The following is a 16,093-nucleotide window of genomic DNA, read 5'->3' on the forward strand; positions in this document are numbered from 1 at the left end:
GACCTGGTCCAACCGGACCTGGGCCGCGACCTAGTGGCGGCCGCCCTCTGCGGCTCCCTCGACGACCACCGGCTGGCCGTTCGCGACGAGCTTCCAGTCGTAGGTCGTGAAGGTGGTCGGGTCGATCACGCCCTGCTCGGTGGTCCAGTCGATCAGCAGCTGCCGGATCTCGACCTGGGCGTTGTAGAGGACCGGCGCCGTCGTCACACCCGGGAAGCCACCGCCGCCGGACTGGCGGTAGTTGTTGATCGCGACCACGAACCCGGCCGCCGGGTCGACGGGCTGGCCGGCATAGGTGAGGTTGACGATCCGCTGCCCGGCCGGCTGGGCGATGTCGATGTCGTAGGCCAGCGAGCCCTCGAGGCCGCCCATGATGTCGTAGTTGTAGTCGGGGATCGGGCTGCCGGTCACGGGCGGGCGCAACGCGTTGGTGATCGAGTCGGGGGTGAACGGCCCGGCGCCGGTGACGGTCTTGAAGTAGGCCGCGGAGTACTCGAGGTAGTCCTTGACCTGCGCACCGGTGAAGCGGATCCCGAGGAGGGTGTTGTCGTAGATGTAAAGGCCCGCGACGTCGCGGACGGTGACGTTGCCCGCTGGGATCGCGGCGTCCCGGTTGAAGGGCGCGGCGATCGACAGGACCGGCAGCGACTCGTCAGGCGTGCCCGCCAGGGCGGCCTTCACGGCGTCGCCCTGCACGTGGTTGATGAAGTCGATGGCAGCGGTGTCCTCGAACCGCGCCGTGGCCGCCGACATGGCCAGGGTGCAGGTGCCGATGACCGAGTTGACGTACGTCCGCACCACCGCGTGGTCCTCGCGCACGAGGTCAGCCACCTCCGGGTCCTCCGGCACCGTGTTGGCGTTGAGGAGGGTCGACCGCGAGCCGGTCAGGGTCCACCGGCCCTTGCTGAACTCGAGGTCGAAGTCCATGACGGTCAGGCGCATCCCCCACTTCAGCGGCTCGCTGAGGAGCACGGTCTTGCCAGGAGTGACCTTGCTGGGCACGACCAGCTGGGCGATCTCCTCGTGCGCGTGACCCACGAGGACGGCATCGACACCCGCGACCTCCTCGGCGAGCTGCCGCGATGCGTTCTCCGGGACCGGCAGCGCGTCGCCGTAGGACGAACCGGGCTTGGCGCCCGAGTGGCACGAGACGATGACGAGGTCGCAGCCGGCGTTCTTCAGGCGCGGGACCATCACCTTGGCCTGCTCGACGATGCCGGGGAAGCGGACCAGGCCCTCGACGTTGGCCTTGTCCCAGATGGCGACACCCGGTGTCACGAGGCCGAGGATGCCGACCTTGACGGGCCGGCCGCCGTTGACCTTGAAGGTGCGGATCACGTAGGGCTTGAAGATCGGGGCGCCGCTGGTCCAGTCGACCGAGTTGGCGCTGAGCAGGGGGAAGTTGCACTGTGACTCGAAGGCCCGCAGGGTGTCGAGGCCGTAGTTGAACTCGTGGTTGCCCAGGGCGGCCGCGTCGTAGCCGATCGCGTTCATCGCCTTGGCCATCGGGTGCTTCGACCCGCCGGTGATCGGGTCGACCTTGGCGTAGTAGTAGGCCAGCGGCGTGCCCTGGATGGTGTCCCCGGCGTCGAGCAGGAGGGTGTTCTGGGCTCCCCGCTCGTGCCGCACCGCGCTGACCAGGGTGGCGACCTTGGCCAGGCCGATGTCGTTGTGGGCGGAGTCGTCGTACTCGACGTCCTTGAAGTAGTCCCAATTCAGGGCGCTGCCATGGGTGTCGGTGGTGCCCAGGACGGTGAGCCGGAAGCTGGTCGGCCGCTTTGCCCCCGGGCGGCCCGCCTCCGGCACCGCGTCGGCGCGGGGTGCGCTGGCGAAGAAGGCGGCTCCCGCGCCCCCGACCACGGCCAGCGCGAGCATCTCGCGGCGGCTCTGCTCGTGCTGGACCAGGTCCCGAACGGCGGTGCGGGCAGACGTCACGATTGCCTCCAACGACAAGTGGCCGGGAGCGGGGTGGTGTCCCGGGGCGCGGGCCCCGTCGTCGTCGACGGGGCGGGTCTTTCAGACTAACCCGGTCACGGGCCGAGAGGCCATGCCGAAGGGGGATCTCCCGGTCAGCCGATGCTGTAGTCCGAGCCGTCCCCTGTGCCGTCCCGCCCGGCGCCATCCCGGCCGGCGCCGCCACGGCTCCACGACCAGGCGTACTTCCCGTCGTCGACCGCCCGACCACCCTCGCCGAGCTCCAGAGGGCGGAAGGTGTCGACCATGACGGCCAGCTCGTCGAAGTACTCGATGCCGATCGACGCCTCCGAGGCGCCGGGCTGGGGTCCGTGGGCGTGGCCACCGGGGTGCACCGAGATCGACCCCTTGCCGATGCCCGAGCCCTTGCGCGCCTCGTAGTCGCCGTCGACGTAGAACATGATCTCGTCGCTGTCGACGTTCGAGTGGTAGTAGGGCACCGGGATCGACAGCGGGTGGTAGTCGACCTTGCGCGGCACGAAGTTGCAGATCACGAAGTTCCAGCCCTCGAAGACCTGGTGCACCGGCGGCGGCTGGTGCACGCGTCCGGTGATCGGCTCGTAGTCGCGGACGTTGAACGCGTACGGGTAGAGGCACCCGTCCCAGCCCACGACGTCGAGGGGGTGGAACGGCAGGGTGTGGACCGTGCCGACGATGCCACCCGCGCCGTGGCCGCGATGCTTGATGTAGACGTCGGTCTCGTCGCCCGGCTTCGCGCCGACGTCCTCCGCGAGCAGCGGACCGGATGGCGCACGCAGGTCTCGCTCGCAGTAGGGCGCGTGCTCGAGCAGCTGGCCGTACTTGGACAGGTAGCGCTTGGGCGGCGCGATGTGCGAGTTCGCCTCGATGCAGTAGGCCCGCAACGGGTCCTTGGTCGAGCGCTGCGGAATCCAGCGGTGGGTGGTCGCCCGCGGGATGACGAGGTAGTCGCCCTCGGCCACGTCGAACGCCCCGAAGACCGTCTCGACTCGCGCCTTCCCGCGCTCGACGTAGACGCACTCGTCGCCGATCCCGTTGCGGTACCACGGGCTCGGAGCCCCGGCCACGGCATACGAGATGCGCACGTCGCCGTTGCCGAGGACGAGGCGACGCCCGGTGACGACGTCGGTGTTCTTGACGTCCTTGGCCTCGAAGAGGTCGTGCAGCTTGAGGTGCCTGGGCATCAGCGGGTGGTTGGGCGTCGTCGACAGGTCGCCGATCGTCCACTCGCGCGCGCCGGCGACCGTCGAGGGGATGTTGCGGTGGTACAGCAGGGAGGAGTCGGAGGAGAAGCCCTCCTCCCCCATCAGCTCCTCGTAGTAGAGCTCGCCCTGCTTGCCGCGCCCGGCCGGCCGACGGTGCTGGGTGTGCCGCTTCGGCGGGATGTTGCCCTGGTGCTGGTAGAACGCCATCGCTCACTCTCTCGTCCGGTGTGGGGCGAGCATTGCACGACCAGCCGCCGCCGGGACACCTCGGGCTGCCGGTCTCGACCGGTCGGGTCGCCGGTAGCCTCACCGCCATGACATCGCTGTCGGACGCCGCGACGGCCCGCCCGGCCGAGCCGGCCCTGTTCGCCGGCCTGGTCGACGATGCCGCCGTCTTCCCCCCGGGCAACGCACCGCTGGCGGAGGCGGTGCGGCTGCACCGCGTCCACCGCGCGAGCGGGTATGCCGCGTGCGTGGGTCCGCTGCTCGTCCCCGCCTCCGCGGCGGCCGAGCTGGCCGGCCTGCTGGAGGGGGCGCCGTTGCGGGTCGCGGTCATCGGACGCCCCGGCACCCCGGCCGCCGAGGTGGCCGACGCGGTGACCCTGCTCCGACAGACCCCTGGCGTCGAGGTCGCGGGGGTGGAGCTGGGCTGGACGCCCGACTGGAGGGCCACCGACTTCGGCGGCCTCCCCCGCACGCTCGAGGTGCCCCGCGGCCCCGAGCAGGAGGCAGTCGTCGCCGACATCGCTGCCGAAGCCTCCGACTCCGTCGTCCTGCAGGCGAAGTTCCGCACCGGCGCGACCGAGACGTGGGCCTGGCCCGACGAGACGGAGCTCGCGGCCTTCGTCCGCACCGCCGTCGACCACGACCTCGGCTTCAAGCTGACCGGCGGGCTGCACCACGTCGTCCGCGGCACCCACGACGGTCACGACCAGCACGGCCTGCTCAACGTCCTGTCGGCGGTCCGCTGGGCGCTCAACGGCGAGGACGTCGACGAGCTGGCGCCCCTCCTGGCCGAGCGTGACGTGGCCGTCCTGGTCCCCCAGATCACCCGCATGAGCGCCGCGGACGCGGCCATCGTGCGGGCCTTCTTCACGGCATACGGCTGCTGCGAGGTCACCGACCCGCTCGCCGAGCTGACCACCCTCGGCCTGATCCAAGGAGCCTGACGTGTCCACCCCCTCGACGCCTGTCGCCACCCCCTCGACCGCCGCCTGGCTCGACCTGCCCGCCGACCACCCCTACGGGCTCGCCCACCTCCCCTATGGCGTCTTCTCGACCGCGGACACCGGCCCTCGGGTCGGGGTGCGGGTCGGCGACTGGGTGCTCGATGCCAGCGAGGTCGCCCGGATCGGCCGCGAGGCGGTGGGTGTCGGCGACGGTCCCGACCTCACGGCGGCCTGGGAGCAGCCCAGCCTCAACGCGTTCCTCGACCTGGGGCACGAGGCCTGGGCGGTGGCCCGCGCGTGGCTGGTCGAGATCCTCACCGACAACGTCCACGAGGAGGGCGTCCGGCCCCACCTGGTGCCGCTCGACGACGTCACCCTGCACCTGCCGGTCGAGGTCGCCGACTACGTCGACTTCTACGCCAGCGAGCACCACGCCACGAACGTCGGCCGGATCTTCCGCCCCGACTCCGAGCCGCTCACCCCGAACTGGAAGCACCTGCCGATCGGCTACCACGGTCGCGCCGGGACCGTCGTCGTGTCGGGCACCGACATCGTGCGGCCCCAGGGGCAGCGCAAGGCACCGACCGACCCCGCGCCGACGTTCGGGCCGAGCCGCAAGCTCGACATCGAGGCCGAGCTGGGCTTCGTGGTGGGCGGCGGCACCGCGCTCGGTGAGCCGGTCGACGTCGACCGGGCCGCCGCAGAGCACCTCTTCGGGGTGGTCCTGCTCAACGACTGGAGCGCGCGCGACATCCAGGCGTGGGAGTACGTCCCCCTGGGGCCCTTCCTCGGCAAGTCCTTCGGCACCTCGATCAGCGCCTGGGTCACGCCGATGGCAGCCCTGGCGTCGGCCCGCGTCCCGCTCCCCGGCCAGGACCCCGCACCACTTCCCTACCTGCGCGGCGGCGTCGACTCGGTGTTCGGGCTCGACCTGCACCTCGAGGTGGAGTGGAACGGCACGGTCGTCGCCCGACCCGAGGCCCGCGACCTCTACTGGTCACCGGCCCAGATGCTGGCCCACCTGTCCGTGAACGGCGCCTCGATCCGCAGCGGTGACCTCTTCGGCTCCGGCACCATCTCGGGCGCCGCGAAGGAGACCCGGGGCAGCTTCCTCGAGCTCTCGTGGAACGGCACGGAGCCCGTGCGGCTGGCCGACGGCAGCGAGCGCACCTTCCTCGAGGACGGCGACACGGTCGTCCTGCGCGCGTGCGCGACCGGCACCGACGGCACCCGCCTCGAGCTGGGCGAGGTCGGCGGGACCATCCTCCCCGCCCACGAGGCGTAAGCAGCCCGCAAGGTCGGGTCGCCACCCATCCTGCGGACCGGCTGGCAGGGTGGGTGCATGAAGGTCGTCGTCACCGGCGGTGCCGGATTCATCGGAACCGCCGTCCTGCGCAGCCTGGCCGGGTCCGGTGACGAGGTGGTCGTGGTGGACTCGCTGCGCCCCGACGTGCACGCCGACGGCGGCGCCGGAGCTCGCGAGCGCGTGGCCTCGCTCGGCGCGCGACTGGTCGAGGCCGACGTCCGCGACCTGGCCGCGGTCCACGAGCAGCTCCGCGGGGTGGACGCGGTGGTGCACCTCGCTGCCAAGGTCGGCCTCGGCGTCGACCTCGACGACATGGACGACTACGTCTCGAGCAACTCACTGGGCACGGCCACCGTGCTGCGCGCGTGCCACCTCGCCGGAGTCCGACGCGTGGTCCAGGCGAGCTCCATGGTGGTCTACGGCGAAGGGGCCTACCGGTGCCACCTCGACGGTGCCGTGGCGCCGAGCCCACGCACCCCCGAGCGCCTCTCGAGCGGCGAGTTCGAGCCCGTGTGCCCGCACTGCGGCGCCGACCTCGACCCGGCACTGGTCGACGAGGGCGCACCGATGGACCCACGCAACACCTACGCGGCAACGAAAGTCGCCCAGGAGCAGCTCGCCTCGGTCTGGGCGCGCGAGACCGGCGGCACCTGCACCTCGCTGAGGCTGCACAACGTCTACGGCCCCGGTATGCCGCGCGCCACGCCCTACGCCGGCGTCGCCGCCATCTTCTGGTCGGCCGCGGCCGAGGGGCAGTCACCGCAGGTGTTCGAGGACGGTGGCCAGCGTCGGGACTTCGTCCACGTCGACGACGTGGCGATGGCCTTCGTCGCCGCGCTCTCCCGCGACGGTGGCGGCCACGCGGCGTACAACGTGGGCTCGGGGGCGGTGCACACCATCGGCGACCTGGCGACCGAGCTGGCCTCGCTCGCGGGCGGGCCGGACCCCACCGTGACCGGTCGCTACCGTCTTGGGGACGTGCGGCACATCACCGCGTCGAGCGACCGCGCCGCGCGCGAGCTGGGCTGGCGGGCCACCAGGTCGCTGCGAACCGGCCTGCGAAACCTCTCGTTCAGCTGACCGGGGCGTCCTGCTCCACGACTCCCCCGGGCTCGGCCGCGGGAAGCGCCACCTCGAAACGGCAGCCGCCCTCGACATTCGCCACCGAGATCGATCCCGCGTGCGACTCGACGATCCCCTTGGCGATGGCCAGCCCGAGGCCTGCTCCCGCATCGCGACCACCGCGGTCTGGGTCGGCCCGCCAGCCCGCCTCGAAGACCCGCAGCAGGTCGGGCTCGGCGATTCCGCCACACTCGTCCAGCACCGAGAGCTGTGTGCGGCCGTCGGCACACCGCTCCGCCCGGACCACGACCGACCCTCCCTCGCTGGTGTGCCGCACGGCGTTGCCCACGAGGTTGCCGAGCAGACGGGTCAGCTCGTCGCCGTTGCCCGTGACGGCCAGTCGGTCGTCGTCAGGGGCGACCTGCAAGCGCAGGTCCACCAGGCGCTGATGGGCGTGCTGCTGCAGCTCCCCCACCACGTCGTGGGCCACCTCGACGAGGCTGACCAGGGTCGCGTCGTCGCGGGGCCCGGGATCCGGTGCGCTGACCCGAGACAGCTCGAACAGGTCACCGACCAGGCCGTCCAGCCGAGCCACGGTCTGACGCACCTGCCGCAGGGCCGGGGCGGGTTCGATCACCCCGTCCTCCAGGCCCTCGGCCAGGGCTCGCAGCCCGGCCAGGGGAGTCCGGAGGTCGTGCGACATGAAGGCCACCAGCTCTCGCCGCGAGGACTCCAGGGCGCGCTCACGCCTCTCGGACGCCTCCAGCCGGAGACGGGTGGTGTCCAGCTCGCGACCGAGCGCGGTCAGCTCCGAGGAGACCGGGGTCGTGCGCGCGCCAGCCTCCTCCACGGGGATGCGCTCACCCAGTGACCGCACCGTCCTGGTCAGGGCGTGCGCCTCCCGCGCGACCTGGTGACCCAGGACGAGCGACAGCAGGATGCCGACCAGCCCGGCGCAGCCGAGGGCGACGAGCACCACCGTGGAGTCGTGGGTGGAGATGAACATCCGCCGGACGTTGACGAAGACGGCCACGGACACGGCAGCCAGCGGGACCAGCGAGGCGGCCACGACCAACACGGTGGTCGAGCGTCCTCGCAAGCGGGCCAGGACGAACGCGCCGACCGCCCCTGCGGCGAGGCAGACGACCACGGTGACCGCGACGACCTGCTGCATGTCGTTCATGCCTGCTCCTGCTCCCCGTCCTGCTCGTGCTCCCGGTCCTGCTCCTGCTCCAGGTCTCTCGCCCGGGTGGCCTCCCGGTCATCCGCCGCCACGTCGACCACGTCGTCGATCCCTTCGTCGACCGTGTCGCCGAACCGGTAGCCCGCCCCCCGGACGGTGACGATCCGCCGCGGGTCACTCGGGTCCTCCTCGATCTTCTCCCTGACCCGCCGCACGTGCACCGTCACGGTGGAGGTGTCCCCGAAGTCCCAGCCCCAGACCCGGCGCATCAGCTGCTCCTTCGTGAACGTGAGTCCCGGGTGCGCCATGAGGTAGGCCAGGAGGTCGAACTCACGGGTGGTCAGCTCGCAGCGCCGTCCGTCGACCGTCGCCGTCCGTGCCCCGGTGTCGACCCGGACACCGAGCCGCTCGACCACCCGCGGCCGGAGAGCCGCAGCACCCAGACGCTCGCCACGGCGCAGCAGTGCCTCCACCCTCCCGAGCGCCTCGCGAGGGCTGAACGGCTTGACCATGTAGTCGTCGGCCCCCAGCTCCAGCCCCAGCAGCCGGTCGTCCTCCTCGCCCCGCGCGCTGAGGACGATGACGGCCGCGTGGTCGTCCTCGGCACGCCGTCGCCGCAACACCTCCAGGCCGGACATGAGGGGCAGCATGACGTCGAGGATGACGACGTCCGGGCGGCGTTCCCGCCAGAGCTGCAACGCAGTGAGCCCGTCGGAGGCGAGCGCCGCCTCGAAGCCAGCCCTGGTCAGGTAGGCCGAGAGCACGCTGGAGACGGTGGGGTCGTCCTCGACGACCAGCACAGTTGCGACCACGTTCGAAGGGTATGCCGCGTTGCCGCTGCACGGTGCCGGACCGAGCGGAGGGCGCCCACCCGTAAGGGTTTCGTCATCGGCGGTGACGGCAGCCCGGCCGTACGAGCACCTAGCGTCGGGTCATGCCCCAGTCCGTCGCGGTCGACGTCGTCCTCCCCTGTCTCGACGAGGCGGAGGCGTTGCCCTGGGTCCTCGACCGCATGCCGTCCTGGGCACGGCCGATCGTCGCCGACAACGGGTCGACCGACGCATCGGTCGACATCGCGCGCAGCCGCCGCGTCCCGGTCGTCGAGGTGGTCCAGCGCGGCTACGGCGCGGCCTGCCACGCCGGGCTCATGAGTGCCAGGGCGCCCCTGGTGGCGTTCATGGACGCGGATGCGAGCCTCGACCCGCGATCACTGGAGCTCCTCGTGATGGCCCACCTCGAAGCTCCGGCGGACCGCCCCTGCCTGGTCGTCGGAGCACGGCAGCCGGTCTCCCGTGCCGCGTGGCCGGCCCGTCTGAGGCTCGCGAACCGCGTCCTCGCCCGACGGGTGCACCGGGTCACCGGAGCAGGGCTGGACGACATCGGGCCCATGCGGCTGGCCGACACCGTGGCCCTGCAGGACCTCGCAGTCGGTGACCGCCGGTCCGGGTACCCCGTCGAGACGGTGCTCCGGGCGAGCCGGGCCGGCTGGACCGTGACCGGCGTCCCCGTTCCCTACCTCGCCAGAGCCGGGCGGTCCAAGGTCACCGGCACCTGGCTGGGCGCCGCGCGGGCCGTGCACGACATGAGCAGGGTGCTCAGCGCATGAGCGCGCTGATCGAGGACGCCGCCGCGGACGCCCTGTCACGACAGACCTTGCAGGCCGTCGTCATCCTCGCGAAGTCGCCGCAGCCCGGTCGGGTCAAGACCCGGCTCACCCCGGTCTTCTCCCCCGCCGAGGCAGCCGCCCTCGCCGCCGCCGCCATCCGCGACACCCTCGACGCCGCCCGGGCGACCGGGGTCCGCACGATCTTGTGCTGGGACGGTCCGACCCCCGAGTGGCTGCCGCGTGACGTGCGGCTCCAGCGTCAGCAGGGCGATGGGCTGGCGCAGCGCCTCGACCAGGCCTTCCGCGACTGCCTGCCCACCACGGGCGACCACCCGACGCTGTTGATCGGGATGGACACCCCACAGCTCGACGCCGCCGACCTGTGCGTCGACTGGGACGGCGCGGACGCGGTGCTGGGACTGAGCGACGACGGCGGCTACTGGGCGATCGGCCTGCGGCGCTACCAGCCGGGGCTCTTCTCCGGCGTCCCGATGTCGACCGACCGCACGGGTGCCGAACAGCTCGAACGCCTTGTGTCGCAAGGACTCTCGGTCCACCTGCTGCCCACCCATCGCGACGTCGACGAGCCGGGCGATGCCGTCGTGGTCGCCCGGGCGCAACCCCACACTCGCTTCGCCCGCACCTTCCGGCGGATCGTCGCGACGCCGTGCCACCCCTCCCAGCTCTTCGACGCGGCCCTGGCCGGTGGCGGCATCCACGTGGAGGGCGTGGACGCCGCCTTCGGAGCTCCACAGCCCCTCGCCGTCGAGGCGTGGCTCAGCCTGTCTGACGTCGACGAGCTCATCGTGAGCCGGTGCGCCGGGCCGGTGATCGACATCGGCTGCGGACCCGGGCGGTTCGTGGAGGCACTGGCCGCGCGGGGACTGCCCGTCCTGGGCATCGACGTGTCAGGAGCCTCGGTCGTGCACACCAGGGCTCGGGGGGCCAGTGCCCTGCGACGCAACGTCTTCGAGCCCGTCCCGGGCGAAGGGCGGTGGCAGACGCTCCTGCTGGCGGACGGCAACATCGGCATCGGCGGCGACCCCCGGGCCCTCCTGGATCGATGTCGCCAGCTCCTGGGGCCGGAGGGATGTGCCCTCGTCGAGGTCGATGCCGACGACGACGTCGACGTACGCACGCACGTGACCCTCACCGGCCCCCTCGGACGGAGGTCGACACCTTTCCCGTGGGCGCTGGTGGGCGCCACGGCGCTGGTCCGGTATGCCGCGGAAGCTGGACTGCTCGCCGTGGAGGACTGGCGGCTGGACGGCCGGGCGTTCGTCACGCTCCGCCGGGCCGCCTGACACCTTCGAGGTCACGGCTGCGAGCCAACTGTGACGGGTGCGAGTCAGCGCCGGATGCCCCCGGTCGCCAGTAGGGGGATGAGCAACAACGCCACCGTCAGCAGGGCCAGGCCGCCGAAGCGGATGGCGGGACGGAGCCGGTCCGGCGAACGTCCGGCCACCAGCCACCCGGACACGACGCCCAGTGGTGCCAACAGCCCGTCGTGGACTGCGACCCCCGCCACGAGCCAGACGGCAACCCGCACCCAGCCCGTCTGGGGCACCTGGGCGACGAACTGCCACACCCCGACCAGTCCGAGGCCAACGCCCGCCAGCCCGAGCAGGACGCGCCCGGCCCCTGCTCCCAGCACCGCGGCATACGCGGCCCTCACGTCAGCACCTCGAGCTCGGTGACCCACTTGGTCTGGAGCACCCCGGGACGGTTCGGGGCGATGAGCCGCACCGGGTAGCCGTGGTCCCGCGTCAGGCGGGATCCGTTGAGCCGCAGGGCAAGCAGCGTGCTGGGGTGGTCCGCGTACGCGCGCGGCAGGACACTCACGGCATACGCACCACGGCGCTCGGCGGACACGATCCGGACGTCATCGACCGCGACTCCGACGAAGGCGAGCACGTCGCGGACACGGACTCCCTCCCAGGTGGCCGAGGCACTCCACCCCTCGACACACGCGATCGGTAGCGAGACCGTCCGCTGGGTCAGCGACCGGAGCTCCGCGGCCGTCACCGAGCGGATGCCGCCCGGACCACGGACCGTCACCGTCCAGTCGTCGTCGCCACCGGCAGGGTCGAGCGTCGGGTCGATCCCGGCCTGGGTCGCGGTCCGGTTGACCGGCACCCCCAGCGGGCTCGACGAGGGACGCCGCGAGCGAAGGACCGACACGGGTTCGAGCAGCGGTACGGCGGACCCGACGGTGAGCACCACGGCCCCGGCCGCCACCCCGACGGCCCCGGCCACGAACGCCCGACGCCCCTGCCGCGCCGCGAGGTCGGCGCCCGCAGGCGTCAACGCATCCCTGATGGCGGGGAGCTTCACCGCGACGTGGACGGTCAACGCCCCGACCGCGACCCACGCGAACGCGTAGTGGACCCGGGTGAAGCCGAAGCCGAAGACGTACCAGCCGGCGACATTGGCGACGCCGGAGGACACCATGAGGATCGACGAACCGACCAGCACCGCGATGGAGGCCCGCTCGAGCATGACCACCAGGGAGCCGACCACCGGTCGGGCGAACAGACGCGGGTAGGCGGCGAAGAGCTTGGCCAGCAGCAGTGGCACCGCTGCGGTGCCCGACGCGACGTGCACACCCTGGCTGACGCGGTATCCCCAGGACGGACCCGTCGGGATGGGCAACCAGGGCACCGGGTGCTGGTGCAGGTGGCTCAACAGCCCGGTGACGAAGCAGATCGCGAAGGCAGCGCCCAGCCACAGGCCGATCCGCGCGACCACGGTCCGGTCGTGGACCGGCGACGTGAAGTCGGCGGGGACCGGCGGCTGCGGCAGACGTGGCATGCCTGCCACGGTAAGGACGCACGGCCGCCGCGGACGGTCCTGCCCTCTTACGGCCGGATGACGGATCAGCCCGGGGCACCCTCGTCGGCCCCGCTGGCGGGCGGGCTCGGACAGAGTGTGTCCCATGCGCAGAGTCGTCGTCGGGACCGCCGTGATGGCGACCTGCTCGGCGACCTATGCGCTCTCGGGAGACCTGGACGGGCACCGGCTCGGACTCGCTGCGGTGATGGTCGCCTGGTGGGCCGTAGCCATGGCGGTGACGCGGTGGGTGCGGGCGGCGCCACGCAAGACGGACCGCCTGCCAGGCACGCGGCGCGGGCTCGTGCTGGTGGTGTTCCTGGTGGCGTTCGTCGCCCAGCTCCCCGGGCTGCTGAGCCCGCCACGATCGAGCTCCGACGCCTACCGCTACGTCTGGGACGGCCGGGTCCAGCTCGCCGGCACCTCCCCCTACCGCTTCGCCCCCCTCGACGACCGGCTGGCTGCCCTGCGCGACCCCGTGCTGTTCCCGGGCCTGGGACCCGGCGACAGGTCGGGCTACCTGACCCAACCCGTGCCCACGGACCGCGGTGAGCTCCTGGCTCGATCGGCCAACGACCCGCGTACGCGGATCAACCGGCCGCAGGTACCGACCATCTACCCACCGGTCGCGCAAGCCTGGTTCACGACCGTCGCGCTGGCGACACCCTGGGGATGGGGCACGACGGGGCTGCAGCTGGGCTCGGCACTCCTGGCTGCGGGCATCGCGGCTGCCATCGCGTCCGCGCTGCGCCGCATCGGTCGCGACCCGTGGGGAGCCCTGTGGTGGGCGTGGTGCCCCACGGTCCTGGCCGAGTCGGCCAACGGTGCGCACGTCGACGTGCTCGCCGCCGGACTCGTGGTGGGATCGCTGGCGGTGGCCGCTTCGGTGGTGGGGAGGTCGGGCCATGGTGCCCCCGACCAGTGGCGCAGGGGGGCGCGCGTGGTGGCGACCGGCGTCCTGGCGGGCCTGGCCATCTCGACCAAGCTCTACCCGGCAGTCGCCCTCGCCGCGCTCTTCCCGTTGCGGCGCAGCCCCACCCGCGTGCTCGGGGTGGGGCTGGCAGCGGTCGCCACCGTCGTGCTGACGTACCTCCCGCACTGGCTGGCCGCGGGGCACCTGGTGGTCGGCTACCTGCCCGGCTACCTGCTCGAGGAGTCCGGCCCCAACCGCGCGGGGATCGTCGCACTGGTCCTGCCGCGGGCTGTGGTGGCCCCGGTCTCCATGCTGGTCATCGCGACCGTGGCAGCGGTGGTCGCGTGGCGGCTGGGGACACCCGGACGGTCGGCGGCGGCCGGCGCAGCCGTGGTGTTCGGCACCCTGATGCTCGTCACGACACCGAGCTACCCCTGGTACGCCCTGCCCCTGGTCGCCTGCGCAGTCCTGGCCGGGCGGCTCGAGTGGCTCGCCGTCGCCGGCGCCTCGACCCTCGCCTACGCGTCGGTGTCGGTCCACCCCCTACCCACGATCGCGTATGCCGCGTCGGCGGTGTTCGTCGTCCTCACCACCCTGGGCCGCAGGTCGCTAGCTGCGCGGCTGCTTGCCGATCACGACGTTGGTCTTGGCGAGCTTGTCGTGCAGGGCCTGCTTGCGCTCGTCCCAGGCCGGCCACAGCAGGTCGACCAACGCCATGAGCGAGAACAGGTTGCCGAGCAACGGGATGTTGCCGAGCAGGCTGAGGCCGGCCTGCAGGGAGGTGCGCTTGGCCGCGTCGCCGACGGAGAGGACGCCCGGCCGGTCGCGCAGCCGCACGCTGATGCCCACCGCGGCCTTGCCGGGGGTCGCGCCGGTGCGGCTCAGGAAGAACACCCCATAGGCGAACGTGATGACGGCGGCGACGACGCCGAACGCGATGAGGTAGCCGTAGTTGACGTTGCTGGTCGTGATGCTGTCGAAGGCGGTCGGGTCACCTGAGTCCATCGCCGCGGTCAGCTCGTCCCACACCGGCTCGAAGCCCTTGAACAGGAACCAGCCCCCGAGCACCATCATCAGGACGAACTGGATGATGCCGTCGAGGAGGAACGCCCCCACGCGCTGCCAGTAGCTCGCGAGCGGCTGGCCGTCGGGCGTGGTCGCGACGCGCTGCATGCCGCCGTAGGCCGGCGCGTTCCAGCCGCCTTGCTGGGAGCCGGGGAACTGCGGGTGCTGCTCCCGCGGGGGCGGGGCCTGCCAGCCGGTGTTCGTCGGCGGTGCTGGAGCCTGCGCCGGGGGCTGACCCTGCACCGGGGCCTGGGTTCCGCCCTGACCCGGGTACTGCGGCGGGTGGCCCTGACCCGGGTACTGCTGCTGGCCGGGCTGGGCCGCGCTCGCGGCAGGTCGGGTCGAGCGGGGCGTCGTGTGCTTGCTCCAGACCACACCGTCGAAGTACCGCAGCTGGCTGTCGTCCTCGGGGTCGTCGTACCAGCCGGGAGTCGTTGGCGTGCTCATGCGGCAAGCCTCTCACGGGGCCTGTGCGCTCCACCCACCGAACCCACGGTGGGTGGGCGCACCGGCCTCGGGCCGCGGCGGTCAGAGGTTGCCGCGGGCGTCCTGCTCGCGCTCGATGGCCTCGAACAGCGCCTTGAAGTTGCCCTTGCCGAAACCGAGGGAGCCGTGCCGCTCGATGATCTCGAAGAACACGGTGGGGCGGTCGCCGAGGGGCTTGGTGAAGATCTGCAGGAGGTAGCCGTCCTCGTCACGGTCGACGAGGATCTTGCGCTTCTGCAGCTCCTCGATCGGGGCCCGTACCTCGCCGATGCGAGCGCGCAGCTCGTCGTCCTCGTAGTAGGAGTCGGGGGTGTCGAGGAACTCCACGCCGTTGGCCCGCAGCTCGTCCACCGTGCGCAGGATGTCGTTGGTGGCGAGCGCGAGGTGCTGGGCGCCCGGACCGTTGTAGAACTCCAGGTACTCGTCGATCTGGCTCTTGCGCTTGGCGATGGCCGGCTCGTTGAGCGGGAACTTGACCCGGTGGTTGCCGTTGGCCACGACCTTGGACATCAGCGCGGAGTAGTCGGTGGCGATGTCGTCGCCCACGAACTCGGCCATGTTCACGAAGCCCATGACCTTGTTGTAGAAGGTCACCCACTCGTCCATCTTGCCGAGCTCGACGTTGCCGACGATGTGGTCGAGGGCCTGGAAGAGGCGCTTGGGCGCACCCTCGCGCTTGACCCACGTGGAGGTCTTGGCGACGTAGCCCGGCAGGTAGGGGCCGTCGTAGCGGGACCGGTCGACGAGGGTGTGGACGGTCTCGCCGTAGGCGGCGATCGAGGCGATCCGGACGGTGCCGTGCTCGTCGGTGACGTCCTCGGCCTCGCGGACCACGCGGGCGCCGGCGCGCTTGGCCTGGGCGATGCACTTGTCGACGTCGGGCACCTCGAGGGAGATGTCGACGACGCCGTCACCGTGCTTGGCGTGGTGGGCGATGAGGAGGCTGTCGGGGCTGACCGCGCCGTTGACGACGAAGCGGATCGAACCCGACTTGAGGACGAACGACTTGTGGTCGCGCTGGCCGTTCTCGGGGCCGCTGTAGGCGACGAGCTCCATGCCCCAGGCGGACTGGTAGTAGTGCGCGGTCTGGCTGGCGTTGCCGACGACGAAGACGATCGCGTCCCAGCCGGTGACCGGGAACGGGTCCTTGCTCTCGTCGTACTCGACGAGGCCGACGAGCTGCTTGAGCTGCTCGAGGTCGAGGTTGGCCTCGCGCTCCTGGGGGGTCAGGTCGAGCGCGGTGTCCGTCGCGGTGTCCGTGGCGTGAGTGGTCATGGGTGCAGGGTGCCGGGTGGCGCTCCCGGTGTGCAACCGTG

At 71.9% G+C, this 16,093-nt stretch carries 13 protein-coding genes and 1 pseudogene; 6 read left to right on the plus strand and 8 right to left on the minus strand.

Translation table 11 applies throughout. The annotated features are described in order from the left end of the window. Window positions 1-30: 30 nt before the first annotated feature. Together ABD262_RS17015 and ABD262_RS17020 are read right to left on the minus strand one after the other, a co-directional pair. A complete protein-coding gene (locus ABD262_RS17015; protein WP_344138777.1) occupies window positions 31-1,935 on the minus strand; it encodes a bifunctional metallophosphatase/5'-nucleotidase in 1,905 nt (634 codons plus the stop codon). Window positions 1,936-2,069: 134 nt separating this feature from the next. Next, the gene (locus ABD262_RS17020; RefSeq protein ID WP_344138779.1) at window positions 2,070-3,365 is read right to left on the minus strand and encodes a homogentisate 1,2-dioxygenase; all 1,296 of its coding nucleotides are present in this window, start codon (window positions 3,363-3,365) and stop codon (window positions 2,070-2,072) included. A 107-nt stretch (window positions 3,366-3,472) separates the two neighbouring features. Between ABD262_RS17020 and ABD262_RS17025 the strand changes: the two genes are divergently transcribed. Genes ABD262_RS17025 through ABD262_RS17035 form a run of 3 tightly spaced genes read left to right on the plus strand, consistent with a single transcriptional unit; the run spans window position 3,473 to window position 6,713 of the window. Then, on the plus strand, window positions 3,473-4,327 hold the full coding sequence (locus ABD262_RS17025; RefSeq protein ID WP_344138781.1) for a hypothetical protein: 855 nt from the start codon (window positions 3,473-3,475) through the stop codon (window positions 4,325-4,327). A gap of 1 nt (window position 4,328) precedes the next feature. Next, window positions 4,329-5,612, plus strand: a complete 1,284-nt coding sequence (fahA, locus tag ABD262_RS17030; protein WP_344138783.1) for a fumarylacetoacetase — start codon at window positions 4,329-4,331, stop codon at window positions 5,610-5,612. Window positions 5,613-5,669: 57 nt separating this feature from the next. After that, on the plus strand, window positions 5,670-6,713 hold the full coding sequence (locus ABD262_RS17035) for an NAD-dependent epimerase/dehydratase family protein (RefSeq protein ID WP_344138785.1): 1,044 nt from the start codon (window positions 5,670-5,672) through the stop codon (window positions 6,711-6,713). Here ABD262_RS17035 and ABD262_RS17040 read toward each other — a convergent pair. Further along, window positions 6,706-7,878: a sensor histidine kinase gene (locus ABD262_RS17040; protein WP_344138786.1), complete on the minus strand. Its 1,173-nt coding sequence runs from the start codon at window positions 7,876-7,878 to the stop codon at window positions 6,706-6,708. The genes ABD262_RS17035 and ABD262_RS17040 overlap by 8 nt on opposite strands. Further along, a complete protein-coding gene (locus ABD262_RS17045; protein WP_344138788.1) occupies window positions 7,875-8,690 on the minus strand; it encodes a response regulator transcription factor in 816 nt (271 codons plus the stop codon). Before ABD262_RS17045 ends, ABD262_RS17040 begins: the two co-directional genes overlap by 4 nt. A 122-nt stretch (window positions 8,691-8,812) precedes the next feature. Between ABD262_RS17045 and ABD262_RS17050 the strand changes: the two genes are divergently transcribed. Both ABD262_RS17050 and ABD262_RS17055 read left to right on the plus strand, forming a co-directional pair. Then, the gene (locus ABD262_RS17050; RefSeq protein WP_344138790.1) at window positions 8,813-9,484 is read left to right on the plus strand and encodes a glycosyltransferase family 2 protein; all 672 of its coding nucleotides are present in this window, start codon (window positions 8,813-8,815) and stop codon (window positions 9,482-9,484) included. Beyond that, window positions 9,481-10,788: a TIGR04282 family arsenosugar biosynthesis glycosyltransferase gene (locus ABD262_RS17055; RefSeq protein ID WP_344138792.1), complete on the plus strand. Its 1,308-nt coding sequence runs from the start codon at window positions 9,481-9,483 to the stop codon at window positions 10,786-10,788. Before ABD262_RS17050 ends, ABD262_RS17055 begins: the two co-directional genes overlap by 4 nt. Before the next feature lie 44 nt (window positions 10,789-10,832). Here ABD262_RS17055 and ABD262_RS17060 read toward each other — a convergent pair whose 3' ends face one another. Both ABD262_RS17060 and ABD262_RS17065 read right to left on the minus strand, forming a co-directional pair. Beyond that, window positions 10,833-11,159 (minus strand): hypothetical protein, encoded by a 327-nt coding sequence (locus ABD262_RS17060; RefSeq protein WP_344138794.1) that lies wholly within the window; start codon window positions 11,157-11,159, stop codon window positions 10,833-10,835. Further along, a complete protein-coding gene (locus ABD262_RS17065; RefSeq protein ID WP_344138796.1) occupies window positions 11,156-12,295 on the minus strand; it encodes a molybdopterin-dependent oxidoreductase in 1,140 nt (379 codons plus the stop codon). The genes ABD262_RS17060 and ABD262_RS17065 overlap by 4 nt, the downstream gene beginning before the upstream one ends. Before the next feature lie 154 nt (window positions 12,296-12,449). Here ABD262_RS17065 and ABD262_RS19645 point away from each other — a divergent pair. After that, a pseudogene (locus ABD262_RS19645) lies at window positions 12,450-13,592 on the plus strand (MptA/MptB family glycosyltransferase); the annotation flags it as partial. A gap of 243 nt (window positions 13,593-13,835) precedes the next feature. Here ABD262_RS19645 and ABD262_RS17075 read toward each other — a convergent pair. Further along, window positions 13,836-14,738, minus strand: a complete 903-nt coding sequence (locus ABD262_RS17075; RefSeq protein WP_344138800.1) for an RDD family protein — start codon at window positions 14,736-14,738, stop codon at window positions 13,836-13,838. A gap of 81 nt (window positions 14,739-14,819) precedes the next feature. Continuing rightward, entirely contained in the window at window positions 14,820-16,052 is a 1,233-nt protein-coding gene (gene hppD / locus ABD262_RS17080; RefSeq protein WP_344138802.1) for a 4-hydroxyphenylpyruvate dioxygenase, read from the minus strand. Between the last annotated feature and the right edge of the window lie 41 nt (window positions 16,053-16,093).

The organism is Pedococcus bigeumensis (genome assembly GCF_039531795.1).
GTDB lineage: Bacteria > Actinomycetota > Actinomycetes > Actinomycetales > Dermatophilaceae > Pedococcus > Pedococcus bigeumensis.